The following is a 22,876-nucleotide window of genomic DNA, read 5'->3' as shown; positions in this document are numbered from 1 at the left end:
GCAAGGGCGAGCTGGCGCACCGCTTTAGCAATTCTTAACGGAATTGGACTAGATCGGTGTCGCTGCAGCGAGGTAATGCATGACTATCCACACCACGTCTTTGCGCCCACCAGATGTGGAGGAAGACGTCCAGATTCCCCTTGGTTTCCTGATGGAAATGACAAACGCAACAAGCGAGGATGCCTTGTCAGAACTGTTTGTGCGATGGGCCATCAGGATGACAAATGCCGAACGATGCGCCGTCGCCATCCAGGATAGCGACACGACCTTCGTCGTGCATCAATCCGGCGACACTGGCCGCGCCTCCGCCGGGCGCAGTCACCCGATTGCAGGTAGCCTGATGGGCGATGTTCTTTTCAGCCGGGAAATGCGGATCGTACGGCACCTGGAACAACAGCGCTATGCCGGGTGCCGGGTGTTGGGTGCTGCAGGGATGGGTACGATCGTTGCGGTGCCGGTCATTGGTGACAAGCTGTGCCTTGGTGTCATCAGCGCGACCTATCGCAAGGCGCGGGTCGTATCGCCCCGCGACAGAGCGATATTCGAAGTGCTCGCAAGCGTCCTGGGCGCGCAGGTTATTTTGCTGCGACAAATGACCGACCTGAAAAGACTGGTACGAACCGACCCGCTAACCGGTGCCTTCAACCGCAACCACCTTGCACATACGGCTGCGCAGCACTGGAACGACTGGATGGCAATTGCGCGTCCGTTTTGCATTGCCTCGGTCGACCTCGACCATTTCAAACTTGTCAACGACTCGATGGGTCATGCAATCGGCGACGCCGTGCTGCGCGAAACCGTCCGTCGCCTGAAGTCGAAGCTACGGTCGGGCGATACGATCATCCGCATGGGAGGAGAGGAATTCTGCATCCTGCTCGGCGGGATGAGCGATTCAGCCGCTAGCCCATTCGTCCGCCGTCTGCGCAATGTCATTCAGGACACGCCATTTCAAACAAATGACGGTCTGGTCGCCGTCACCGCCAGCATCGGGATCGCATCACCGGATTACGAGGATTCGAGTTTCGACGAAACGCTGCGCCGGTCCGACAAGGCGCTTTACGCGGCGAAAGCTGCGGGACGCAACACGGTCGTCACCCATGTCCGCCAGGACGTCATGGCCGCCGGGTAATTGCCAAGGCGCGATACATCGTGCAACGCTGCCCTAAGCTGCAAGCGACTTGGGACGACCTCATGAAATACCTCGCCGCATTATTCATTCTCTGCCCTGCCATAGCGTTGGCGCAGAAAAGCCTTATCGAAAACCGCATCAGCGGGGCACATATCGCCAGCGTGCAAACACCGCCCATCGGAATGGAAGAACCTGCAACGCTGATAATCACACTGAGCAGCGGGGCACAGTTGATAATCGAATCTGATGAAACGTTGGATGATTGTGCCGCAACCATCCGAAATATCATCGGAGTCGCGGACAAAACGGTTATCATCGTCACCGATCATGGCGCGCAGACGATGAACGGCGTGTTTGTCGAATCCTGCGTGGCAGTACCGAAACAATAGGCAGACCGGTGGCCTGATACGAAAAAGGGCCGCCCTTTTCAGAGCGGCCCCCATTTGACTTCAGGTCTGGATGGCTTAGGCCATTGCAGCCTTTGCTTTGTTAACGATCGCTTCGAACGCGGCTGGTTCATTGACAGCCAGATCGGCCAGAACCTTGCGGTCGACTTCGATGCCAGCCAGCGTCAGGCCGTTGATGAACTTGGAATAGTTCAGTGTCTCGTCAACAGAGCGGACGCCAGCGTTGATCCGCTGAATCCAGAGCGAGCGGAAGTTCCGCTTGCGGTTGTGACGGTCGCGGGTCGCATACTGGTTCGCCTTGTCGACGGCCTGCTTTGCAACTTTGAATGTCTTGGAGCGACGGTCATAGTAACCTTTCGCTGCATCAAGGACTTTCTTGTGACGACGGTGTGTGACTGTTCCACCTTTAACGCGCATATCTCAGTCCTCCTTAACGTGCGTAGGGCATCATTGGCTTGATGATCTGCTCATCAGCCTTTGACAGGACTGTGGTGCCACGGGCATCACGGATGAATTTGGTGCTGCGCTTGATCATGCCGTGGCGCTTGCCGGCCTGACCCGCTTTGATGCGGCCAGAGGCCGTCAACTTGAACCGCTTTTTGCAGCTCGATTTCGTCTTCATCTTCGGCATTTCCGTCTCCTCTTAAGGTCGGTCGAAACGCGCGACTCGGCATGCCATATCGGCCGGACGCGCGGAGTGAAGCCGCCTTCTAGGAGGAAGCGGCCCGCAACGCAAGCTGTGAATCGCGCAATCGCACGAAAATACGGTCTTAGAAATACTGTGCGATCACCCGCACGAAGACATCGGGCAGCGTGTCGAAACCGTAAGATCCCGGCCGTTGCTGCATCGCATAGCCTATCATCAGGCCACCGATAATGATCAGGAAAGCAGGCGTGCGTGGCGCACGCCCGTCAGCGAAAGCACTGACAATTGCCGGGATCGAAAACACACCGATAACCACGCCGGTCACAAAAAATAGATCCGGGTTCATAGGACTTGTCCTTTTGCAGCGTCCTTCGGCGTTAGTTTAATCAGCCTCTGCTGGAACGATCAAGCGTTCGTCACAAGGGGCCACACGCAGAATATTTGTCGAACCGGGCGTATTGAATGGCACACCGGCTGTGACGACCACCAAATCGTCCTTGGTGGCAACCCCTTCTGCGAGTGCGCCGCGCACCGCGCTCAGCACGGCTTCCTTGAAGCGTGTGACATCCCCGGTGATCACGCAGTTTGTACCCCATGACAGGCAAAGACGACGCGCTGTGTCAACACGGCTGGTCAGTGCAACGATCGGCACGCGAGGCCGTTCGCGGCTGACAAGCAGCGCCGTTGTGCCGGACTGCGAAAAACAGCAGATGGCCTTGATGTCCGTCGTTTCCGCGATCTCGCGCGCCGCGGCGACGATTCCATCGGCCACGGATGCACGTTTTGCCATGCGGGAGGCTTCGATGATTTCCGTGTAGGTCGGATCCGCTTCGACTTCGGCGGCGACATTGCTCATGGTTGTGACGGCTTCGATCGGGTAGTCACCTGCCGCGGATTCCGCTGACAGCATGATCGCGTCGGTGCCTTCGTAGATAGCGGTCGCAACGTCGCTGACCTCTGCGCGGGTCGGCATCGGGCTTTCGATCATCGATTCGAGCATCTGCGTCGCAACGATGACCGGCTTGGCTGCCGCCCGGCACTTGCGCACCAGCTGCTTCTGGATCGGTGGCACGTTCTGTACTGGCAGTTCGACACCCAGATCGCCACGTGCGACCATGATACCGTCGGACACCGCGAGGATGTCTTCGAAATTCTTCACCGCCGCGGGCTTTTCGATCTTGGACAGGATCGCCGCCCGTCCTTTGGCCAGTGCGCGCGCCTCGTCCACGTCGGACGGCCGCTGCACAAAGGACAGCGCCAGCCAGTCCACGCCAAGTTCGCAGACGAACTCCAGATCCTTGCGGTCTTTCTCGGAGAGAGCTGCCAGCGGCAGAACGACGTCAGGTACGTTCACGCCCTTGCGGTTGGAAATGGTGCCGCCCACAATCACTTCGCAATTTGCGAATGTCGCGCCGCAATCCTTGACCCGCAGCTTGATCTTGCCGTCGTTGACAAGCAGGTGCGCGCCCGGTTCCAGCGCATCGAAGATTTCCTTATGCGGCAGGCGCACGCGGTTCACATCGCCTTCGGCTTCGTCCAGATCAAGCCGGAACGCCGCGCCTGGTATCAGCTCTTCTTCGCCGTTCTTGAAGGTGCCGACGCGCAGTTTTGGCCCCTGCAAATCGGCAAGGATCGCGATGGGTGAGTTCAGGTCTTTTTCGACCTGCCGGATGATTTCGTGGCGCGCTTTGATTTCTGCGTGATCGCCATGGCTCATGTTCAGGCGAAAGACGTCGGCTCCGGCTTCATGGAGTGCCCGGATCATCTTGTAGTCGTTGGACGCAGGACCAAGCGTGGCGACAATCTTAACATTGCGATGACGTTTCATGGGTCTTCCTTCATGGGGACGGAATCGTTAGCGTTAGCGGTAACACAAGAGTCGCGCTCTTATTGCGCAATTCCATTCCCGTCACAACTAGCCTAAATGCATTGGCGAAGAAATGGCAGGGTTTACCCGTGACGGAAGCATTCGAAATTATTGGCGAGTCGAGACCGGGCCGCTGGTTGGTGACCTGTGATCATGCATCCAACCATGTGCCCGGGTGGGTCAACGGTGGCGATCTTGGCCTGCCGCCGAAAGATATGGGACGCCATATCGCCTATGATATCGGCGCTGCTGGCGTCACACGCGTTCTGGCTGATCTGCTGGATTGTCCCGCCATCCTGTCGAAATTCTCGCGCCTTGTTGTCGATCCGAACCGGGGCGAAGATGATCCGACCCTGATGATGCGCCTTTATGACGGCACGATTATTCCGGCGAACCGCAAAGCGGATGCCGCAGAGTTGGCCGTTCGGCTTGAACGTCTTTATCGCCCCTACCACGCCGCATACGAAAAGCTGGCGGCCCGGCGCATGGATACGGTGGTTTGCGCGATTCATAGCTTTACCCCGCGCCTGCGCAGCCGGTCGCCGCGACCTTGGGAGGTAGGTGTGCTGTATGCGGATGATTCCAGATTGGCGTTGCCGTTTCTGGAAGCCTGTCGCGAGCAAGGGTGGTGTGTCGGTGATAATCAGCCCTACGCCGGGCATTTGCCCGGTGATGCGGTGGATCAACATGCGCTGCGCCAAGGCCGCCCGAACGTCCTGATTGAACTGCGCCACGATCTGATCGCGGATGAAGCCGGTCAAACCCTTTGGGCTGGTCGGCTGGCCCCTATATTGCAACAAACACTCGCCCGTACCGGGCTTTGAGGGAGTGAAATGATGGATAATCAAACGCGTATCGAAATCGAAGCCGAAGTATTTCGCCGCTTGCAGAAACATCTTATGGAAGATCGCCCTGACGCGCAGAACATCGACATGATGAATCTGGCCGGGTTTTGCCGGAATTGCCTGTCACGCTGGTACCAAGAAGCCGCAAATGCGCGCGGCATTGCGATGGACAAGGCCGAAGGGCGCGAGGCGTTCTATGGCATGCCTTTTGAAGAATATAAGGCGCGGCATCAGACAGATGCCACGCCAGAAGCGCAGGCCGCTTTCAACGCGACCCATTCCAAGGACTAGGTTTTAGTCCTCTTTCTTTTCGTCGTTTTCCTTCACGTGGTCAGGATCACCCTTTTCACCGGGGCGGTTCTTGAGCGCGTGATGCTGCTCGGACCCTTTCAGGTCCAGCGTCTTGCTTTCGTGATTGACGAGGCTGTCATTCGTGCGGGTCATCCTATCCTCCGGTTTTGTCATGGTTCATTGGAGAAACCGCTTGTCCCCGCAAATGTTCCAAAGAAGGACATTTCCTAATTGACAACGTTATATCTTATATCTATTTAAGTAATAACCAAAACGGATATAAGATATGAGCGATCTTGATAAATATGCAAAGCCCAGCGTCGCGGTCGACCTTGCCATCATCACAGTGGTGGATGGCCAGCTGAAAGTGCTGCTGGTCAATCGGCCCGAGACCGACATTCCTGGCTTTGCCCTGCCCGGTGGGTTCGTCCGTGTCACGGATTCACTGGACGACACCGTGGCCCGTGTTCTGACCGAAAAGGTTGGCATCAGCGGCGTCCATTTCGAACAGCTTGCCAGTTACGGCGCTGTGGATCGTGACCCGCGCGGGCGTGTCGTCAGCATCGTCTACCTTGCACTATGTCCCGCGCATGTTCTGGGTGATGTGCAACTGGCCGATGTTGTTGTGAGTTGGCCCGCCGAAGAAGGCGGCAAAGCTGCGGCGATCATCGACGGAGCTTCCTTGCCCCTTGCCTTTGACCACGCCGACATACTGGGCGACGTCGTCAAAAGATTACGCGGCAAGCTAGACTACTCGCACGTTGCCTACGCGTTTTTACCACCGAAGTTCACGTTGCGCCAAGTGCAAGAGGTGCACGAAGCCATTCTTGCCCGCGCACTCAAGAAACCCCCGTTCCGGCGCAAGCTCCTGGATCGCGGGATGATCGTCCCGACAGGCGAGTTCGAAACCGGCGGTGCCTATCGCCCCGCCGAACTCTACCAAGTCAAGCCAGAGGAGTAAGGACCATGGCACACATTAAACGCTATATTTTCGCCAATCAGTTGCGGGCCGAAGCGTCCCAGCACATCCAATACTTCCGCAAGGGGACGCTCAGGAAATCGGGCCGTGGTCTGTCATTCTGGTTTGATCCGAATGGTGCATCACTGGCCGAAATTCCGATGAACGACCGCGAACTGATTTTCATGATCAAAGGCCAGTCGTCCGACTATCAGGATCTGGCCGTTCAAGGATCTGTTATCTGGCGCGTCGCAGACGCCGACAAGATCGCATCGCGTGTTGATTTCGGCATAGATGTGAACAAGGGCGTCCGGTTGGACAAACCCGAAGAACAGATCAAATCCGTTTTGACTGGCCTCGTGCGGACTTTCGCGGATGCATACCTGAAGGACAAAGGCGTGCGCGAACTGCTGGAAGCAGGCCTGTCGCCCGTGCAGGCCGCGATTGCCGCGGGATTCAACGCGGACCCGACCTTGGACGGGATGGGGCTTGAAGTTGTCAGCATTCGTGTGGCGGCTTTGTCCCCCAGCTCTGAACTTTATCGCGCCTTGCAGGCCCCGACTTTCGAAAGCTTGCAGCAAAAGGCGGATGAAGCGACTTTTTCGCGGCGTGCGTTGGCTGTCGACAAGGAACGGGCAATTGCGGAAAACGAATTGCAAAACCAGATTGAACTGGCATCACGCCGTAAAGATCTGATTGCACGCGAAGACGCCAACGCGCGATCCGAAGCCGAGGCAAAGGCCGCTGCCAAGCGGATCACTGTCGAAGCGGAAAGCGAGGCCAAGATCATCGGGGCCGAAGCCGAAGCCAAGCGCATCCGCGCCGTGGAACAGGCCGCTGCCGACATGGAAAAGGCCCGGATGTCTGCGATTGCAGATGTGCCGCCAGCTGTGATGTTCGCACTGGCCGCGCAGGAATTCGCATCCAAGCTGGAGAAGATCGACAGTTTGAATATCAGCCCCGACATGCTGGCCAGCCTGTTTCAGCAGGCCAGGCAACTGATGGGCCCGCCCGCGCGGGAGATTTGAGATGGCTTTGAACCCGCGTGTCGTTCTTGTCAGTCGCGAGACTGAATATGCCGCCCTGCTGGCCAAGCACGGCACGCGGGGTCAGGCCGAATTCTTTCTGTCCACCCGTGGCCAGACAATTGCAGACCTGGAGGTGCGGGATGCGCTGCAATCCCGCGCCCTCGCCGCCGCCAAAGAGGCTGTGCCAGCAGAATGGACCTTTGTTCACGTCATGCGCGACGATCTGAACCGGTTTCTGTTTGGACCCAATGACATCATCGTCCCCATTGGTCAGGACGGTCTTGTTGCGAACCTTGCCAAGTATCTGGACGGCCAGCCCGTCATTGGTGTCTCGCCCGACCTTGCATCGTCCGAAGGTGTGTTGACCCGGCATGGTGTCGACCGTTTGCCTGCCTTGCTGAAGGCCGCCGGTCATGCAGACATCGACGTGCAGGCTCGCGCCATGGTGCAGGCGGATGCGGGCGAAGGCCTGTCATTGCTGGCCCTGAACGAATTGTTTATCGGACACCGGTCCCACCAGTCGGCCCGCTATGTCGTGCAAGCGGGCGGCACGGAGGAATTCCAAAGCTCGTCCGGCATGATCGTTGCCACCGGCACCGGCCTGACAGGTTGGGCCAAGTCGATAATGACCGCGACCCATCGTCCTTTTGAAATCGCGCCCGAAGAACGTCGGGCGGCGTTTTTCGCCCGAGAACCGTGGCCGAGCCGGACCAGCGGTTGCGAGATCGCGGCAGGCGAGATTGGCGGCGATGCGTCCTTGACCCTGCTTTCACGCATCAACGAAGGCGGCGTGATCTTCGCCGACGGGATCGAGCAGGACTATCTGCCGTTTGATTGGGGCGTGCAGGCGCAGATCAGGATTGCTGAAAAGCGTCTGTCACTCGTCGTCTGACGCGGCTCGCGCGTATGCGGCAAGCGCTTCGACCTCGCCCGGCTGCGGGTGCTGCCCGGTGAAGACGTAAAGATATGCTGGCACCTGGGCGATCCGTTCTTCCAGCGACTCTGCAAGCGTTGCGTCATCATACCCCGTCTGCATGTAATAAAGCACGCGCGCCCGGACGACCGCGTCGGGAAAGCCGAAACGCGCAAACATAGCAGCCAGTGCATCGACGCGGCGACGGTCTGAGTGGTCGAGCACCCGCCGCACCTTGTCAGACCGGCGCGACCAGTCGCGGATTGCGAAATCAAGTCGCGCATCAAACAGCCGCGCGTCCAGTACGCAGTGGAAGACGTTACACACCGCTGCTGTGATAGTAGTGGCAGGTAAGGCCGACTGCCGGATCAGTGCGTCCGTGTTTCGCGATTGCCAATGATCCAGCAGCGCGTCCAGCAGGTCGGCGCGCGATTTGAAATACCAATAGAAACTGGAGCGCGACACACCCATCCGGTCAGCGAGCGTCAGGATCTTCACCTGACTTGCACCGTTATTCACCAGCACGTCCAGCGCGGCGTTCAGCCAGTCCTGCCGCGTTACCTTGACGTTGCCGGTCAGCGGCACCAGCGCTGGGTCATCACGGTGCAGAACGGGTTTATTCATGCTGTTGACCATGCACGGTCAGGGATAGCGTGCCGTTGCATCATCCGCGCATGGCTTTCCCATCGGGATCGTATGGCGAGGAGGCGATCACTTTCGCCTTTCGCGCCACGCCAACGACGTGCACGGTCAATTCCGTACCAATCGCCGTATGTTCCTTGTCTACCAACGCCATGGCCAGCGATTTGCCGACGGTGTGTCCGTAATCCCCCGATGTCACAAAGCCGACACGCTTATCGCCTGCCCAGACTGGTTCGAACCCGCTGGCGTCCGCATCCTTTGCGGCGATCTCTAGCGTCACCAGCGTTTGCGTCGGACCATCGCCATCGCGTTCGCTTAGTGCCGCATCCCGCCCGATGAAATCGGTCTTTGACCAGTCAATCCAGCGGTCCATCCCGGTCATGCCCGGCGTGTAGCCTTGGGTGAATTCAGCGGACCAGATTCCGAAACTCTTTTCCATGCGCAGCGACAAGAGCGCGTTGAACCCGTATTCCTTGATATCTTCGGACGCACCGGCCTTGAGAAGCGTGTTGCGCAGTGTGATGTGATCGCCCATGCGGCAGTGGATTTCATATCCCAATTCACCCGCAACCGAGAGACGGCCAACCTTGCAACGGATCATGCCGATGTCAAAGTCGCCGCAGCCCATGAACGGCAATTCACCAATCGGACCATCGGTCAGATTTTCGATAACTGCCCTGGATTTCGGACCCGAGAGCGAGAAGCCGACTGTATCTTCACCCAGATCACGCAGGCTGACACCGTCAATCATGTGATCATCGAACCAGCGCGCGTGCCAGCGACGCAGGTAGTAGCTGCCCATGATCCACCACGTGCCATCGCCCCAGTTGAACAACGTCAGATCGCCCTTCAACCGTCCGTCATGACCCAACATGACAGCAAGGCGTGCGCGTCCCGGCTTGGGAAGCTTTGTCGCAAATATCTTGTTCAGCCAGGTTTCCGCATTTGGTCCGGTGACTTCGAAACGGGAAAAACCGGAAATGTCGAGAAGACCGACAGCTTCGCGCACTGCCTTGCATTCCGCTGCAACGAAATCAAACGCATTTGATCGCTTCAGTGAAGGTGTTTCCGCGAAACCTTCAGGCGCAAAATAGAGCGGCACTTCCAGATCCCAACTGCAGCCCCAGCGCGCGCCTGCCGCTGTCATGTCGCTGTAGGCCGGAGCCATTTTCAAGGGTCGCCCGGCAGGCAACTGCTCGTTTGGATAGGTCATCACGAAGCGGCGTGAATAGAATTGGCCAGTGGTTTCACGGATGTACTGTTTGTTCTCGGCAAAGGTGCCGTAGCGGGCAACGTCCATACCGTAGCAGTCGGCTTCCGGTTCGCCTTCGATGATCCATTCCGCCAGAGATTTGCCGACACCGCCGCCTTGCAGGAAACCGGCCATCACAGCACAGGCGCACCAATAGCCGGGCTTTCCGGGGACAGGTCCAACCAGCGGGTTGCCGTCGGGCGAAAAGGTGAAGGCCCCATTCACCCATGTTTTTACCCCGACGTCTTGCAGCGCCGGATAACGTTCGAACCCGAGCGTCAGTTCTTTTTCGATCCGGTCGGGGTCTTCCTGAAACAGCTCCATCCCGTAATCCCATGGGGCACCGTCCATCGCCCAATGTTCATGATCGACCTCGTAGATTCCCAGCAGCACGCCCTTTTGGTCCTGCCGCAGATAGGTGAATCCTTCCAAATCGACAGTCATCGGCACTTCGAAATCCAGATCTTCCAGCGCGGGGATCGTGTCTGAAATCAGGTAATGGTGCTTGAGCGGAGAGACCGGTAACTCAATGCCCGCCATGCGTCCAACCTGTTTGGCCCAGAGCCCCCCGGCGTTCACGACGTGCTCGCAGGTGATGCCGCCCTTGTCGGTAACGACCTTCCAGCCATCCGACAGTTGGTGCAGTTCCAATACGCGGGTATGTTCCAGCACCTTTGCGCCGTTCTTTTTGGCCGCGCCGGCGTAGGCGTGGACGGTGCCCGTGGTGTCGAGATAACCCTCGCGGTCCGCCCACATGCCACCAAGGAACCCGTCAGTGGACATGATGGGATTCAATTCGCCTGCCTCTTTTGGCGTGACAAGACGGCAGTCATCAATGCCGATGGACTGGAAGGTGCGGTAGGCGGACTGCAACCATTCCCACCGTTCTGGTGTGCCGGCCATGGTCAGCCCGCCGGTCATCCGCAGACCGATATTCTGGCCGGATTCCTCTTCGATCTTGGGAAGCAGATCAATTGTATAGGCCTGCAGTGCCGCGATATTCGGGTCCGCATTCAGGGCGTGGATCCCGCCTGCCGCGTGCCAGCTTGACCCCGCCGTCAGCACCGCACGTTCAACAAGGCAGACATCGGACCAACCCATCTTTGCGAGATGATATAGGACTGATGCCCCGACAACGCCGCCTCCGACAACGACAACCCGATAATGCGAATTCATACCATCCCTTCCCGCAATGAGAGCACTAGACACTTATGTCCATTCCTCAAAACGCTAGTCCGCCGCCCGCCTGTGGGTCAATAAAAAGATGCAGGCACCGGCAGACCTGATATCTTTGGACGGGCAGGAGGTGAGGGTATGAAAATTGCGATCATCGGGCACGGGGCGATCGCACGTTTCGTGCGCGGCGCACTTGCGGGGTGCGACGTCACCGAAGTTGCCGAGATTGTGCGTCCGGGCAAGGAAAATGTGACCCGCGATCCGCCGCTTGTTTCTTCAATTGCAGATGTTTCGACCGACTGCGCATTGATCGTCGACTGCGGCGGCCATGGGGCATTAAGAGCCCACGGTGCGCAGGCCTTGCGACGGGGAATGAATGTGCTGACTGTGTCGCTCGGGGCGTTGGCGGATCGTGATCTGATGGCGCTGCTGCGCAATGCTGCCGATTCAGGCGGTGCGCGCTTGCAAATCGCCAGTGGCGCGATCGGTGGCCTTGACGCTTTGCGGGCGGCACGGGCTGGGCGCTTGGACACGGTCACCTATATCGGCCGCAAACCACCTGCAGGATGGATTGGATCACCTGCTGAAAAGGTGCTTGATCTGCACAATATTCGGGAACCTAGTGTGCATTTCGAAGGAACCGCACGTGAGGCAGCGCTTACCTACCCGAAGAATGCGAATGTCGCAGCGGCTGTCGCCCTCGCCGGGCGCGGCTTTGACGCGACCACGGTGCAGCTGATCGCGGATCCGACTGTTGCGCAGAACCTTCATGAGGTGCGCGCCGCAGGGGCATTTGGATCGCTCACCTTTACCATCTCGGGCCATGGTCTGCCCGCAAACCCGAAAAGCTCCGCTTTGGCCGCGATGTCCATCGTGAACGCCATCCTCGAACGACAAAGCCCGATCGGGTTTTGACGGAACATGTTTCGCTTGACTTTCCGTCCGTTGTGTCCGATGTTTCTGTCATGACAGAAATTATTGACATCCACGATTCTTCCGCCAAGGCGCAATTCATCCTTTATTGGGGTGATATGGGCAGTCAGTGGGGTGTGAACCGATCTGTCGCGCAGATCCATGCGCTGTTGTTTTTGTCCATCAAGCCGATGAATGCAGAGCAGATCACCGACGAGTTGGGGATTGCGCGGTCGAATGTGTCCAATTCCTTGAAGGAACTGGTCGGCTGGAAACTGATCCGCCGTGTACCCATCCGGGGCGATCGGCGCGAGCATTTCGAGGCAGAGGCGGACGTTTGGGAAATGGCCATGCGCATCGCACAAGGTCGCAAGGAGCGTGAGATCGACCCCGCCCGCACCGCGATCGAGGCTTGTGTGACCAAGGCCGAGAGCGAGCCGGGACTTGACCCTGAGGTTTTACGCCGCCTGAAAGACATGCAGGATTTCCTGAACACCGCCGACAAGTGGTATTCGCAGATGCTTGGCGTGCCAAAGAAGCAGCTGAACATGCTGATGAAAATGGGCGATAAGGTGTTTTCCGTGCTGCGCCTGACCGGAAAGAAAAGTGAATAGACCCTGCTTTTTCTTTGCCTGTGAATTTCTGTTTATACAGAAATAAACGATAGTACGGAATTGGTGATTGTTATGTTGATGAAGCAAGTTTTTGAAGATGATGCCCCGGCTTCTGACTGCCGCTTTCGCAAACTGCTGGGCGAGGCTGGCTGGCACCGCCTTCCCGCTGCTGTGCGCCGCCGCTTTGGCAAGCGCCTGAAGGGCGGCGTTAGCGTTGCCTATCAGGGCAAGGTTGTCGCGATGCAGATGAACCTTGCGGGCAGGCTTCTGGCGCAGGCCGCCCGTCTGATTGGTGCCCCACTGCCCTATGACCTGTCTTCCAAAGGTCAGCCAGCTGTGGTCATTGTCACCGAAGACATTGCCAGCGACGGGCAGTTCTGGGTGCGTCAATACGGGCGTGCCAAGGGGTTCCCGCAAGTGGTGCACAGCTCGAAGCGTTTCGCGGGCCCCAGCGGGTTGGAAGAATACATCGGGTATGGCATCGGCATGGCGTTGAAGATCGTCGCCGAGGACGATGCGCTTTTGTTCAAAAGCGATCACTACTTTGTTCAGGTCTTTGGCCGCAAATTCCGCCTGCCCCGCTTTCTGTCGCCCGGCGCGCTGGTGATCGGACACCATGATCTGGGCGAACACAATTTCATGTTTTCCCTGCGCCTTCATAACCGCCTGTTCGGCGAACTGATCGCGCAGGACTGCCTGTTTCAAGACGCGAAGGAGTAACGCGATGGATAACCCTGTCCTTTGGTCCCTGATTTCCATTCAAGTCACCATGGGAGCGTTCGACACGCTGTTCCATCATGAAGGCACGGAACGGCTCGCCTGGCGCCCGTCGCAAAAACACGAACTGCGCCTGCATTGTGTGCGCAATTTCTTCTATTTGGTGATCTTCCTGTGCTTTGCATGGCTTGAACCGCATGGCGTCTGGACGATGATCCTTGGCGGCATACTCATCGTGGAGGTGTTGATCACGCTTTGGGATTTTGTCGAGGAAGACCTGACCCGCAAATTGCCTGCGACCGAACGCGTGACCCATACCCTGCTTGCCCTGAACTATGGCGCGATCCTTGCACTTGCGGCACCCGTCTTGTGGGGCTGGGCGCTGATGCCAAGTGAACTTATCCCCGTCAGCTATGGTTGGTGGAGCATCTTTGCCACTGCATCTGCAATCGGTGTCGGTCTGTTCAGTGCGCGTGACTTGCTGGCTGCTTCACGCAGCGACCGGTTGGATCGAGGTGATCCTGCGCGGTTGGTCAAAGATCTGCCGCCGCGTCAAAGCGTCCTGATCACCGGGGGCACTGGCTTTATCGGTCAGCGCCTTGTTCAGGCGCTTGTCGCGGCGGGCCATGATGTCACCGTGCTGACACGCGATATACGCAAGGTCGACCAACTGGCCCATCCGGTGCGGGTGATCGACAGTCTTGAGCGGATTCACAGCGACATGCGGTTCGACGCCATTGTGAATCTTGCAGGCGAAGGCGTTGCCACCGGGCCATGGACTGCGCGAAAGCGGGCCCGGATCATCGATTCCCGTGTTGCCATGACCCGCGCGCTGGATGCGTTGATTGCGCGGCTGGATGAAAAGCCTGCCGTTGTCATCAACGGGTCTGCCGTGGGTTTTTATGGCCTGCACGGTGATACGATCCTCGCAGAGGATGCGAAACCCAATCCCGCGTTCGTTCACGACGTCTGCGCAGCATGGGAACAGGCCGCCGCGCATATCGCCCGCCACGGTGTCAGGCTTGTCGTGTTGCGGATCGGCCTTGTTATGGGGGTCGACGGTGGCCTGCTTGGCAAGCTGCTGACGCCGTTCGAATTCGGCGGCGGTGGCGTGATGGGTGACGGGCAGCAATGGATGCCGTGGATCGAACATGACGACATGATTCGCGTCATCGCCTTTGCGATTGCCAACCCCGAAATTGCTGGCCCGGTGAATGCGACTGCACCGATCCCCGTGCGCAATGCAGATTTCACCGCCGCACTTGGTGCAGCTTTGCACCGGCCTGCGGTACTGCGGTTTCCGGCAAGATTGATTGGCATGCTTGGTGACATGGGGCGCGAAACCATGTTGGGCGGGCAGCGGGTCGTGCCAGTCAAACTGCTCGACCACGGGTTCCAATTTGATCACGACACCATCGGGCCGATGCTGCAACGCATTACCGGCTCTCGTCCGACGCGTGACGTTCTGCCTGTCCCGTTGGCGCGAAACGCCTGACCTAGCGTGGCGGGGTTTTCCCCGCCATGCGCATGAACAACGAGACGCGCGGCGTTGTCCCGGTTTCAGCCCGCGACCGACTCCGCAGAACCGGCGTATTTTTAGACCGTCCACCGCGACTTTCGCGCAGGACGATAACCAGGCCAGATAAGATGATGATACCCGCGCCCAGCGCGGTCGGCCCATCAATGGATTCATCAAAGAACAGAAAACCATAGATCGACGCCCAAATGATCTGGCTATATTGCATCGGCGCAATGATTGCGGCCTCGCCTGTCTGATAGGCCTTGATGATCAGGCGGCCGGCCACCCATGCAAACACTGCGATGATACCCAGCATGCCCAGATGTTCGATCGGCATCGGTTCGTAGACCAGTGGCAGCAACGCTGCCATTACCACGAAATTGAAGACCATCGGGTAGAGCAACATGACCACGGGACGTTCGTCCGCACCGATCTTGCGCACGACAATCGCGGCGACGGACCCGCCGATGGCTGCCGCAAGAGCGGCAAGATGACCAAGCCCCAGGTCAGTCTGTCCCGGACGCAATACGACCATCACACCGATCAGCCCCAGTAGAACGGCCATCCAGCGGAATATGCCCACCCGTTCGCCAAGAACCGGAATTGCGAGGATCGTGATCAGCAAGGGCGAAGCAAAGATGATTGCGTAGGTTTGCGCCAACGGCAGGACCGAAAATGCATAAAAGGCCGATACGCCAGTGAGTACTGCCGCGATCGTGCGCAACCCCAACCACCATGGGTGGCGCGGGATCAACGTGCCTGCATTGCTGTCACGCATCAGCATCACAGTGGCAAGCGGGAAGGATAACAGGACCGAAAAGAACACGATCTGGATCGGTGAATACAGCCCGCCCAATACCTTGATGATGATATCGTGGGTCGAATAGATCGCAAAAGCGAGAAGCGCGAACAACGCTCCGCGGACATTCAAAGACATGGAACTGCTTTCGGTTTTTCCCTGTCCTAAAACTCTAGGCGCGCGGAGGTAAAGGTTTTGTTTTGCAATCCACCTATGCGCCATGAAAAAGGCCGCCCTGTTTGGGGCGGCCTTTGGCAATTCGGCACGACTGCCTAGAGGCTGGCGTCCAAAGCGGCGAGGATCACGTCGCCCATTTCTGTCGTGCTGATCGGTGTGCCGTCTTCGGGGCCCATCAGATCGGCCGTGCGCGCACCGTCTGCCAGCACTTTTTCGATGGCTTTCTCTAGCCGCGTTGCCTCTGCCCCTTGATCGAAGGAATAGCGCAGTGCCATGGCAAAAGAGAGGATGCAGGCGATCGGGTTTGCCTTGCCTTGACCGGTGATGTCCGGGGCCGACCCGTGGACCGGTTCATACATCGCCTTTGGACGCCCGTTCGCCATGGGCAGACCGAGAGACGCGGATGGCAACATGCCAAGCGATCCGGTGAGCATTGCAGCGCAGTCGGACAGGATGTCGCCGAACAGGTTGTCCGTCAGGATCACGTCGAACTGTTTTGGCGCGCGCACCAGCTGCATCGCACCATTGTCGGCGTACATATGTGACAGCGCCACGTCCGGATAATCAGCGTGCACTTCGGTGACGACATCGCGCCACAGGATACCACTTTCCATGACGTTGGCCTTTTCCATCGAACAGACCTTCTTGTTGCGCTTCATCGCCAGATCAAAGGCAGCGCGGGCAGCGCGTTCGATTTCGGCTTCGGTATAGCGCTGCGTGTTGATGCCAACGCGCATGTTGTCTTCGATGTGGATGCCGCGCGGTTCGCCGAAATAGACGCCAGACGTCAGTTCGCGCACGATCATGATGTCGAGACCTGCAACGATATCTTTCTTGAGCGACGAAAAATCGGCCAGCGCGTCAAAACACTGGGCAGGCCGCAGGTTTGCAAACAGGTCCATTTCCTTGCGCAGACGCAGCAGACCGCGCTCCGGCTTTACTGAGAAATCAAGGTCGTCATACTTCGGACCGCCAACCGCACCCAGCAGTACGGCATCTACCTCTTGTGCTTTGGCCATCGTGTCGTCGTGCAGCGGCACGCCATGTTTGTCGTAGGCCGCGCCGCCGACAAGGTCTTCGGATACGTCGAATTTCAGGTCGCGCTTTTCACCGAACCATCCGATGACGCGCTTTACCTCTTCCATGACTTCGGGGCCGATGCCGTCACCGGCGAGGATCAAGAGAGAAGGGTTCGACATGGGACGCATCCTTGGCTGAAAACTGTTGGCATCGCCCTAGCCCGCTTGGGCGCGAGGTTCAAGATACCAACGGTTTCAGACCTTCTGACAGCAGATCCCAGACGCGTCGGATGCGCGGGGTCTGGCGCATCGCTTCGTGGGCTGTCAGCCAGATCGGCAAGGCCGGGAGGGGATAGCCGAAATCCAGTTCCCGCACCGATGGGTCGGCGCGCCCGACGCACGCCTGTGCAAAACCAATCCCGCACCCTGCCCGCACCAATTCCCAATAGGCGATGTTGTCATCACAGCGCACACCAAAGAACGTGCGATCCACTTCGAACCCTGCCTGCTGCATGCCGTCAAGAATGGCCGGGTTCGTATCAAATCCCACAAAGTCATGGTGCATCAGCGCGCCCCTTTCCGGCATCCCCCGGCGGTCGATGTAGCTTTGCGCAGCAAAGACACCGAGGGTGATGTCCCCAATGTGCTGCGTGATCAGGTCAAGCTGTGTTGGGCGGTACATGCGCACAGCGATGTCAGCTTCGCGGTAGAGCAAGTTGCGCGTGTCATCGGATGGGACAAGTTCGATCTCGATCTCGGGCTCTGCAGTGCGGATCGCAGCGATGATCGAGGGCATGTGGTAGCAGGATGTCGCCGTGCTGGCGGTGATGCGCACACTGCCTTGCAATGCTTCTTGTTGACCGGCGGCAATCAGGGCCATCTGTTGTGTTGCTTCGCGCATGGCGCGAGCTGGCGCGACCAGGGCGGCCCCCGTTTCCGTCAGCGTGAACCCGCGCGGCTGGCGGCGGAACAGGGTCGCCCCAAGCTGCGTTTCAATCTGTTTGATCTGGCGGCCCAGTGTGGGCTGGCTTGCTCCCAGTTCCCGCGCAGCGGCCGACAGGCTGCCAGTTTCAGCAACACTGAGGAACGCCTGCACCAAAGACCAATCCAGCTGGTTTATCATTCAGATATGAATACACGATATACAATGATGGTCAATTTCCATTCCTCTACGAATAGCCAATTGTGAGTGCAACAAAGGAGATCAATGATGTCACAGACAGTTCTTATTCTTGGTGGAAACGGAAAGATCGGATCACATGCCGCCGATGCGTTCTGGAATGCAGGTTGGCGCGTGCGCCACTACGACCGCAGCACAAACGACATGACGGCGGCGGCCATGGGGGCCGATGTCATCGTGAACGGGCTGAATCCACCGCTTTACCGCGACTGGGCGCGCAATATTCCCATGATCACCGATCAGGTGATCGCAGCGGCAAAGGCAAGCGGTGCGACCGTCATACTGCCGGGGAACGTCTATAACTTTGGCAGACATGAAGGCGAGATGAACGAAACCACACCGCAAGCGGCACACACCCGCAAAGGCCGCATCAGGATCGCAATGGAGGATGCCTATCGCGCGTCCGGCGTGCAGACGATCGTGCTGCGCGCTGGCAATTTCATCGATCCGAATGGCAATGGCGATATCATGTCGATGCTGATCATGCGCGCCGCGGCGTCCAAAAAGTTGACAAGTCCGGGTAACGCGGATGCCATGCAGGCCTATGCCTATGTACCCGATTGGGCCCGCGCGGCACGCATGCTGGCAGAGAAGCGGGACAGCCTTTCGAGCTTCGAGGATATCGCGTTTCCCGGTCACAGCTTTACGCTCAATCAGTTGAAATCGCAGGTCGAGGCGACAACTGGCATGGCTTTCAAGGTGACATCGTTCCCGTGGTGGGCTGTCCGCCTTGCTTCGCCATTTGTTGAATTGGCGCGCGAAATGTTGGAAATGCGCTATCTCTACAGCCTGAATCACTGGCTTGGCGCGGGAAAGTTCGATGAGCTTTTGCCGGACTTTCGTCCGACCCCTTTGGCGGACGTGATGTGCGTGGGCCTACCGGCTGATATCAACCCAGACCAATCGGTGCGGTCCAGCGGCAAGGCCGTCGCTGCCGAGTAGGTCGGCAAGCGGATCATCCGGTGCGGGCCAGAACACACCCGCATCGGCGACAATCCAGTCAGCATCCGGCAGGACATAACTAACGCGCAGATTACCTGGTCCGTCCTCTGGCCAGTCCGCCGTGTCAAGGGCGGGATCGCCGACGTGCGTCGGATTGGCGGCCACGTTCCCCCCGTCGCTGATCGGTTCAGGGTCTTGCAGGCGCGGGTCAGCAAGGAATTCCGCCATCGCATCGCGCAGCCCTTCCCCGTCGCTTGGATCAAGGTTTGCATTGCCGAGGATAACGAAATTTTCCAGCTCTTCCGTATCCAGAATATGTGACCAGAGCAGCAGCTCGTCCCGATTGCGCAGCCCGTTGCGGTCTTCGGGGCCGTCGAAAACCGGTGGCGTGGCAGAAAACGCCATGAGCGTGATTGCCCCCTCCGGATGCAGGACCGGGGCGATCCAATGGCCCGCCGAAGACAGGCGCTGTTGGGCGTTCACCACTGCTGGCCACTCTTGCGGCAGTGTGGCACCGGGCATGTCCTGCCATAAAAGATCAGAAAGATCAGTGACGTTTCCAATCGGCCAACGGGACAGGATCGCCATACCGCCATCACCGGGAAAACGGCCATACCCTTGGGCGTCCCGCGCCTCTCCAAGTTTGCCGTTCTGGTCAAGGTCGAGGGTCGTCATCAGTCCGCTATTGGGCCGCGTCGCGAACTGATGCGGGTAGCCAAACCTTTCGCGCAAGGCGGTCAGGGCAAGACCGTCGTGGTCATGATCTACGTCCGTTAACAGCAGAATATCGGGATCAACCGTCGAGATGATCGCAGTAATCGCGTCTATCTGGGCGTCTTCACGCCCGAGGTCACGCAGCAAAAGTCCCGGACCATCGCGGCTGAGCGGCGCGGCGAAGGTGGCGATGCGGATAGGATCGGCAAATGCAGGTGCGGCGGCAATCAGGCCGATCAGGCAGGCAATGCCCCTTCGGCCAAAGCCTGCGCATATGCCTTCTTGCGCTGCTGATAGATCAGCTGTGCCACGCGAGACAGGGCGACGCCGCGCATCAAGAGACTGGCAGGTAAGAACGCCCATGCGGTGACCGCCCAGATCAGCGTTTGCGGGTCATCAAGTGTGAAGTTGCCGCCAAACAGAAAGACAATCTTGATGATTGCCGGGATCAGGAATGGCAGCAGAAAGCCTAAGATCAGGTTAACAGAGCTGTCACGATTCAGGCGGGCAACGACGTCGCCACCCGCTGTCGGATCAAAACGGGGCAGGTTTACCCAGACATTGAAGCTGCCGTTCCGCTTGGGCCATCGGCGCATTCGCAGCATTACGACAAAGACCGCGATAGAGATGAGAGAAATCAGATAGCTGAGACCGGCGGCTGTGCGCATCGCTGCCAGCGTACCGGGACTGGTATCAGCGGGCATCATCAAAAGAAACAGGCGCACTGGCGAATAAGGAAAATCGATCGAGGACCCAACACGTTCTCCGATCAGGTAAAAGAAGCGGGAAAACGTATCGCCGCTGTTTTCGTGCGTCAGAAGAACGGACAGCATGAATACAGTGATGAACAAGGCGGCATAGCGTACACGGTTAAACGGCGGGGCCGACCGGAATTCGACGACACTCGGGCTTGCGGATGTATATTCAACCAGCGTGAACAGGGCTGCAAAAAGCGCGATCAGCGTAACAGTCAGATGGCTGTCGGCAAAGGTCATCGGGAGCATGACGGAAGGCGTCACGATCAATAGCACGACCAACATCGCGCGCAGAATTGCACCTGGCAGTCTGGATAGCACTGCGTTCTCACCCTCATTCCGGCCAGTCGCAGTACGTCGCCGCGTCTTTGTGCCGTTCTGATCCTGCGCTTTGGCAGGTTGCCTCATTGTCGTCATAATTTTGCCCAGTTTGCTAAATGTCGCAACCGTGGGTTCATATCTTGGTAAGAACTGGGGCAGATTTGCGACGCGGGTGGTGCAGCATTGCAACCATTTCGGCGCATCGGTGTGGCGGGCTCGTGCTTCACCACTGCGGATGGTGGAGATTGGCCAACACCCTACAAAATACAGATTTTCAGACTATCGACAGTATGCGTACTAATGCGGTTTGCTAAGTACGGATTGTTGTGCCGGGCGACGCAGATGGGCCGCGTCGCCCGGCAAAATTCCCTAAACCCAAGGGCGCACAGCACCTGCCTGCGCTTCAAATGTGTCAATCGCAGCGGCCTTTTCCATCGTCAGACCGATGTCATCGAGACCGTTCATCAGGCAATGCTTTTTGAAGCTGTCGACATCGAACGTGAAGACGTCGCCATCCGAAGATGTGATCGTCTGCGCTTCGAGGTCGACTTCGATCCGGGCATTCGACCCCTTTTCTGCGTCTTTCATCAGTACGTCGACCTGTTCTTGCGGCAGCGCAATCGGCAAGATGCCGTTCTTGAAACAGTTGTTATAGAAGATGTCCGCGAAGGACGGCGCGATCACGCAGCGAATGCCAAAGTCCTTGATTGCCCATGGCGCATGTTCCCGTGACGACCCGCAGCCGAAGTTCTCGCCGGCCACCAGAATTTCCGCATCGCGGTACTGCGGTTTATTCAGGACAAAGTCGGGGATTTCCTTGCCGTCATCGTCATAGCGCATTTCGTCAAACAGGTTCACGCCAAGCCCGGACCGCTTGATCGTTTTCAGAAACTGCTTGGGAATGATCATGTCTGTATCGATGTTTACCAGCGGCATAGGCGCGGCGATGCCACTCAGCTTGTCGAATTTATCCATTGTTCCGATCCTTTCGGTCAGGGGACGCGGGATGTCGCATCCAAAGTTATGTGGAGTCTAAGACCGCGCGCGGCGGTCAGGTCTTTTGAATTTTCTGCATCTGGAGGCCAACTGTGCAAGGCTTGCATCCATTTCAATTGGAAACGGCATGTTTACCTCCGATCTTTGCTGCGAAGTAGCGGTCTGCCAGATTGCGCAGATGCGCCATCATGGCCGAATTCTGGGTCGCAAACCCCGCCTTCGATCCGCCATGCACAATCTTGCGGGCAGCGGTCTGGACAGATTTGGCAAGGCCGATGTGTTCGCGCACCAGTATCCGGCTAGTCGCCCAGCGTCCGCCAAATGTCGTGCCCTGAAGCGGCCCGAGTATGCCGCGCTTGGCGAGGTCCTGCATCAGCACCTCTGCTTGCGCGACCGGTACTTTGACCGCTTGCGCAAGCCCCCAAACGCTGAACGATCCGCGGGTCTGTGCGTGCATGATGGCCCCATGCAGCGCGGCCTTACTGTAAGTCGCTGGTGCAGCTGCAACGGTTGCGCCGGGCAAAAGCGGTGCGGCAACCGCACTGCTGAACAGGCCAAGGAAACTGCGGCGCTTCATGCGATCGCTCCTGTGCAACGGGGACTCAGCGTCATGCCTTGATCGCGGCAAACCTGACGCAAGTGTGCGATCAGGCGACTGAGGTCTGTTTCCAGCGTCAGTGACTTGTGCGCTGTCCTGGGGGGTGCAATGCGATCCTTGCGGACTTGGGCGCGCGCCTGTCGTGCGGCCTTGTCCAGCCCCCATGTATCCGGTTTCAGGATGTTGCTAACAGCGCGCACGTTCGGGCCGCCGAAGACTGGCTTGACCAGACCGTTCCGCGCCATTTCAGCGATCATTGCTTCGGCCTGTGGGACGCTGACCTTCAGACAGTGTGCGATCCCGCGCGCACTGACGTGCGCACGGGTACGTGCGTGAAATACAGCAAGGCCGTAGGTGTAGCGATTAAAGCTGGCCACCTGAGCGGCAGGAAGTGATGGCAAGACAGGCATAGCGATAGCCGCACCAAGTGCGGTGAGGAAGCTGCGGCGTTTCATGAGG

Annotated in this window: 27 protein-coding genes; 12 read left to right on the top strand and 15 right to left on the bottom strand. The window is 58.2% G+C overall.

Translation table 11 applies throughout. The features are described from left to right. Positions 1–79 precede the first annotated feature (79 nt). Both BMY44_RS17025 and BMY44_RS17020 read left to right on the top strand, forming a co-directional pair. Positions 80–1,129, top strand: coding sequence for a GGDEF domain-containing protein (locus tag BMY44_RS17025; protein WP_089997077.1), 1,050 nt, complete (start codon positions 80–82; stop codon positions 1,127–1,129). 62 nt (positions 1,130–1,191) lie between these two features. Further along, the gene (locus BMY44_RS17020) at positions 1,192–1,518 is read left to right on the top strand and encodes a hypothetical protein (RefSeq protein ID WP_089997076.1); all 327 of its coding nucleotides are present in this window, start codon (positions 1,192–1,194) and stop codon (positions 1,516–1,518) included. Positions 1,519–1,593: 75 nt separating this feature from the next. On the opposite strand, the gene rplT is transcribed toward BMY44_RS17020, so the two are convergent. From rplT to pyk, 4 genes are all read right to left on the bottom strand, one after another. Then, on the bottom strand, positions 1,594–1,953 hold the full coding sequence (rplT, locus tag BMY44_RS17015; RefSeq protein WP_089997075.1) for a 50S ribosomal protein L20: 360 nt from the start codon (positions 1,951–1,953) through the stop codon (positions 1,594–1,596). A 13-nt stretch (positions 1,954–1,966) separates the two neighbouring features. After that, complete coding sequence (rpmI, locus tag BMY44_RS17010) at positions 1,967–2,167, bottom strand: 50S ribosomal protein L35 (RefSeq protein WP_089997074.1); 201 nt, start codon at positions 2,165–2,167, stop codon at positions 1,967–1,969. Between the two features lie 139 nt (positions 2,168–2,306). Next, positions 2,307–2,528 carry a hypothetical protein gene (locus BMY44_RS17005; protein ID WP_089997073.1) on the bottom strand — a complete coding sequence of 74 codons (222 nt, stop codon included), beginning with the start codon at positions 2,526–2,528 and terminating at the stop codon, positions 2,307–2,309. Between the two features lie 36 nt (positions 2,529–2,564). Then, the gene (gene pyk, locus BMY44_RS17000; RefSeq protein ID WP_089997072.1) at positions 2,565–4,010 is read right to left on the bottom strand and encodes a pyruvate kinase; all 1,446 of its coding nucleotides are present in this window, start codon (positions 4,008–4,010) and stop codon (positions 2,565–2,567) included. Between the two features lie 128 nt (positions 4,011–4,138). Between pyk and BMY44_RS16995 the strand changes: the two genes are divergently transcribed. Continuing rightward, the gene (locus tag BMY44_RS16995) at positions 4,139–4,873 is read left to right on the top strand and encodes an N-formylglutamate amidohydrolase (protein ID WP_089997071.1); all 735 of its coding nucleotides are present in this window, start codon (positions 4,139–4,141) and stop codon (positions 4,871–4,873) included. A gap of 12 nt (positions 4,874–4,885) precedes the next feature. Continuing rightward, the gene (locus BMY44_RS16990; RefSeq protein WP_089997070.1) at positions 4,886–5,185 is read left to right on the top strand and encodes a DUF1244 domain-containing protein; all 300 of its coding nucleotides are present in this window, start codon (positions 4,886–4,888) and stop codon (positions 5,183–5,185) included. A 3-nt stretch (positions 5,186–5,188) separates the two neighbouring features. Here BMY44_RS16990 and BMY44_RS18250 read toward each other — a convergent pair whose 3' ends face one another. Further along, positions 5,189–5,338 carry a hypothetical protein gene (locus BMY44_RS18250; protein WP_165611871.1) on the bottom strand — a complete coding sequence of 50 codons (150 nt, stop codon included), beginning with the start codon at positions 5,336–5,338 and terminating at the stop codon, positions 5,189–5,191. A 133-nt stretch (positions 5,339–5,471) separates the two neighbouring features. On the opposite strand from BMY44_RS18250, the gene BMY44_RS16985 reads away from it, so the two are divergent. Genes BMY44_RS16985 through BMY44_RS16975 form a run of 3 tightly spaced genes read left to right on the top strand, consistent with a single transcriptional unit; the run spans position 5,472 to position 8,063 of the window. Then, positions 5,472–6,146 carry an NUDIX hydrolase gene (locus BMY44_RS16985; protein WP_089997069.1) on the top strand — a complete coding sequence of 225 codons (675 nt, stop codon included), beginning with the start codon at positions 5,472–5,474 and terminating at the stop codon, positions 6,144–6,146. 5 nt (positions 6,147–6,151) lie between these two features. Further along, positions 6,152–7,171: an SPFH domain-containing protein gene (locus BMY44_RS16980; protein WP_089997068.1), complete on the top strand. Its 1,020-nt coding sequence runs from the start codon at positions 6,152–6,154 to the stop codon at positions 7,169–7,171. Position 7,172: 1 nt separating this feature from the next. After that, positions 7,173–8,063, top strand: coding sequence for an NAD(+)/NADH kinase (locus tag BMY44_RS16975; protein ID WP_089997067.1), 891 nt, complete (start codon positions 7,173–7,175; stop codon positions 8,061–8,063). Here BMY44_RS16975 and BMY44_RS16970 read toward each other — a convergent pair. Together BMY44_RS16970 and BMY44_RS16965 are read right to left on the bottom strand one after the other, a co-directional pair. Beyond that, positions 8,049–8,708, bottom strand: coding sequence for a TetR/AcrR family transcriptional regulator (locus BMY44_RS16970; RefSeq protein WP_089997238.1), 660 nt, complete (start codon positions 8,706–8,708; stop codon positions 8,049–8,051). The genes BMY44_RS16975 and BMY44_RS16970 overlap by 15 nt on opposite strands. A 40-nt stretch (positions 8,709–8,748) precedes the next feature. Next, positions 8,749–11,154, bottom strand: a complete 2,406-nt coding sequence (locus BMY44_RS16965; protein ID WP_089997066.1) for a GcvT family protein — start codon at positions 11,152–11,154, stop codon at positions 8,749–8,751. 138 nt (positions 11,155–11,292) lie between these two features. On the opposite strand from BMY44_RS16965, the gene BMY44_RS16960 reads away from it, so the two are divergent. The 4 genes from BMY44_RS16960 (at position 11,293) to BMY44_RS16945 (ending at position 14,892) form a co-directional block, all read left to right on the top strand. Further along, positions 11,293–12,069, top strand: coding sequence for an aspartate dehydrogenase (locus BMY44_RS16960; RefSeq protein ID WP_089997065.1), 777 nt, complete (start codon positions 11,293–11,295; stop codon positions 12,067–12,069). A gap of 50 nt (positions 12,070–12,119) precedes the next feature. Then, positions 12,120–12,680, top strand: coding sequence for a GbsR/MarR family transcriptional regulator (locus tag BMY44_RS16955; protein ID WP_089997237.1), 561 nt, complete (start codon positions 12,120–12,122; stop codon positions 12,678–12,680). Positions 12,681–12,752: 72 nt separating this feature from the next. Then, positions 12,753–13,400: a DUF4166 domain-containing protein gene (locus BMY44_RS16950; RefSeq protein WP_242650590.1), complete on the top strand. Its 648-nt coding sequence runs from the start codon at positions 12,753–12,755 to the stop codon at positions 13,398–13,400. A 4-nt stretch (positions 13,401–13,404) separates the two neighbouring features. After that, positions 13,405–14,892 (top strand): TIGR01777 family oxidoreductase, encoded by a 1,488-nt coding sequence (locus BMY44_RS16945; protein ID WP_089997064.1) that lies wholly within the window; start codon positions 13,405–13,407, stop codon positions 14,890–14,892. Position 14,893: 1 nt separating this feature from the next. On the opposite strand, the gene BMY44_RS16940 is transcribed toward BMY44_RS16945, so the two are convergent. The 3 genes from BMY44_RS16940 to BMY44_RS16930 form a co-directional block, all read right to left on the bottom strand. After that, positions 14,894–15,853: a DMT family transporter gene (locus tag BMY44_RS16940; protein ID WP_089997063.1), complete on the bottom strand. Its 960-nt coding sequence runs from the start codon at positions 15,851–15,853 to the stop codon at positions 14,894–14,896. 134 nt (positions 15,854–15,987) lie between these two features. After that, positions 15,988–17,091: a 3-isopropylmalate dehydrogenase gene (gene leuB, locus BMY44_RS16935; RefSeq protein WP_089997062.1), complete on the bottom strand. Its 1,104-nt coding sequence runs from the start codon at positions 17,089–17,091 to the stop codon at positions 15,988–15,990. A gap of 58 nt (positions 17,092–17,149) precedes the next feature. Then, positions 17,150–18,034: a LysR family transcriptional regulator gene (locus tag BMY44_RS16930; RefSeq protein ID WP_089997061.1), complete on the bottom strand. Its 885-nt coding sequence runs from the start codon at positions 18,032–18,034 to the stop codon at positions 17,150–17,152. 84 nt (positions 18,035–18,118) lie between these two features. On the opposite strand from BMY44_RS16930, the gene BMY44_RS16925 reads away from it, so the two are divergent. Then, positions 18,119–19,033, top strand: a complete 915-nt coding sequence (locus BMY44_RS16925; protein ID WP_242650589.1) for an NAD-dependent epimerase/dehydratase family protein — start codon at positions 18,119–18,121, stop codon at positions 19,031–19,033. Here the strand turns inward: BMY44_RS16925 and BMY44_RS16920 are convergent. From BMY44_RS16920 to BMY44_RS16900, 5 genes are all read right to left on the bottom strand, one after another. Continuing rightward, positions 18,968–19,987 (bottom strand): endonuclease/exonuclease/phosphatase family protein, encoded by a 1,020-nt coding sequence (locus BMY44_RS16920; RefSeq protein WP_242650600.1) that lies wholly within the window; start codon positions 19,985–19,987, stop codon positions 18,968–18,970. The genes BMY44_RS16925 and BMY44_RS16920 overlap by 66 nt on opposite strands. Continuing rightward, a complete protein-coding gene (locus BMY44_RS16915) occupies positions 19,984–20,919 on the bottom strand; it encodes a hypothetical protein (RefSeq protein ID WP_242650588.1) in 936 nt (311 codons plus the stop codon). The genes BMY44_RS16920 and BMY44_RS16915 overlap by 4 nt, the downstream gene beginning before the upstream one ends. Before the next feature lie 273 nt (positions 20,920–21,192). After that, entirely contained in the window at positions 21,193–21,798 is a 606-nt protein-coding gene (gene leuD / locus BMY44_RS16910; RefSeq protein ID WP_089997059.1) for a 3-isopropylmalate dehydratase small subunit, read from the bottom strand. 133 nt (positions 21,799–21,931) lie between these two features. Next, complete coding sequence (locus BMY44_RS16905; protein ID WP_089997058.1) at positions 21,932–22,396, bottom strand: hypothetical protein; 465 nt, start codon at positions 22,394–22,396, stop codon at positions 21,932–21,934. Then, positions 22,393–22,872: a hypothetical protein gene (locus BMY44_RS16900; protein ID WP_089997057.1), complete on the bottom strand. Its 480-nt coding sequence runs from the start codon at positions 22,870–22,872 to the stop codon at positions 22,393–22,395. The genes BMY44_RS16905 and BMY44_RS16900 overlap by 4 nt, the downstream gene beginning before the upstream one ends. Between the last annotated feature and the right edge of the window lie 4 nt (positions 22,873–22,876).

The sequence above is a fragment of the Cognatiyoonia koreensis genome, from assembly GCF_900109295.1.
In the GTDB taxonomy this organism is placed as follows: domain Bacteria; phylum Pseudomonadota; class Alphaproteobacteria; order Rhodobacterales; family Rhodobacteraceae; genus Cognatiyoonia; species Cognatiyoonia koreensis.
Note: the sequence above shows the minus strand (reverse complement) of the source record. Positions and strands in the feature narration are given on the sequence as shown.

Coding starts and splice junctions, on each gene's coding strand:
- BMY44_RS17025 (WP_089997077.1), top strand. CDS start 80: ATGACTATCCACACCACGTCTTTGCGCCCACCAGATGTGGAGGAAGAC.
- BMY44_RS17020 (WP_089997076.1), top strand. CDS start 1,192: ATGAAATACCTCGCCGCATTATTCATTCTCTGCCCTGCCATAGCGTTG.
- rplT (WP_089997075.1), bottom strand. CDS start 1,953: ATGCGCGTTAAAGGTGGAACAGTCACACACCGTCGTCACAAGAAAGTC.
- rpmI (WP_089997074.1), bottom strand. CDS start 2,167: ATGCCGAAGATGAAGACGAAATCGAGCTGCAAAAAGCGGTTCAAGTTG.
- BMY44_RS17005 (WP_089997073.1), bottom strand. CDS start 2,528: ATGAACCCGGATCTATTTTTTGTGACCGGCGTGGTTATCGGTGTGTTT.
- pyk (WP_089997072.1), bottom strand. CDS start 4,010: ATGAAACGTCATCGCAATGTTAAGATTGTCGCCACGCTTGGTCCTGCG.
- BMY44_RS16990 (WP_089997070.1), top strand. CDS start 4,886: ATGGATAATCAAACGCGTATCGAAATCGAAGCCGAAGTATTTCGCCGC.
- BMY44_RS18250 (WP_165611871.1), bottom strand. CDS start 5,338: ATGACCCGCACGAATGACAGCCTCGTCAATCACGAAAGCAAGACGCTG.
- BMY44_RS16985 (WP_089997069.1), top strand. CDS start 5,472: ATGAGCGATCTTGATAAATATGCAAAGCCCAGCGTCGCGGTCGACCTT.
- BMY44_RS16980 (WP_089997068.1), top strand. CDS start 6,152: ATGGCACACATTAAACGCTATATTTTCGCCAATCAGTTGCGGGCCGAA.
- BMY44_RS16975 (WP_089997067.1), top strand. CDS start 7,173: ATGGCTTTGAACCCGCGTGTCGTTCTTGTCAGTCGCGAGACTGAATAT.
- BMY44_RS16970 (WP_089997238.1), bottom strand. CDS start 8,708: ATGAATAAACCCGTTCTGCACCGTGATGACCCAGCGCTGGTGCCGCTG.
- BMY44_RS16965 (WP_089997066.1), bottom strand. CDS start 11,154: ATGAATTCGCATTATCGGGTTGTCGTTGTCGGAGGCGGCGTTGTCGGG.
- BMY44_RS16960 (WP_089997065.1), top strand. CDS start 11,293: ATGAAAATTGCGATCATCGGGCACGGGGCGATCGCACGTTTCGTGCGC.
- BMY44_RS16955 (WP_089997237.1), top strand. CDS start 12,120: ATGACAGAAATTATTGACATCCACGATTCTTCCGCCAAGGCGCAATTC.
- BMY44_RS16950 (WP_242650590.1), top strand. CDS start 12,753: ATGTTGATGAAGCAAGTTTTTGAAGATGATGCCCCGGCTTCTGACTGC.
- BMY44_RS16945 (WP_089997064.1), top strand. CDS start 13,405: ATGGATAACCCTGTCCTTTGGTCCCTGATTTCCATTCAAGTCACCATG.
- BMY44_RS16940 (WP_089997063.1), bottom strand. CDS start 15,853: ATGTCTTTGAATGTCCGCGGAGCGTTGTTCGCGCTTCTCGCTTTTGCG.
- leuB (WP_089997062.1), bottom strand. CDS start 17,091: ATGTCGAACCCTTCTCTCTTGATCCTCGCCGGTGACGGCATCGGCCCC.
- BMY44_RS16930 (WP_089997061.1), bottom strand. CDS start 18,034: ATGATAAACCAGCTGGATTGGTCTTTGGTGCAGGCGTTCCTCAGTGTT.
- BMY44_RS16925 (WP_242650589.1), top strand. CDS start 18,119: ATGATGTCACAGACAGTTCTTATTCTTGGTGGAAACGGAAAGATCGGA.
- BMY44_RS16915 (WP_242650588.1), bottom strand. CDS start 20,919: ATGACGACAATGAGGCAACCTGCCAAAGCGCAGGATCAGAACGGCACA.
- leuD (WP_089997059.1), bottom strand. CDS start 21,798: ATGGATAAATTCGACAAGCTGAGTGGCATCGCCGCGCCTATGCCGCTG.
- BMY44_RS16905 (WP_089997058.1), bottom strand. CDS start 22,396: ATGAAGCGCCGCAGTTTCCTTGGCCTGTTCAGCAGTGCGGTTGCCGCA.
- BMY44_RS16900 (WP_089997057.1), bottom strand. CDS start 22,872: ATGAAACGCCGCAGCTTCCTCACCGCACTTGGTGCGGCTATCGCTATG.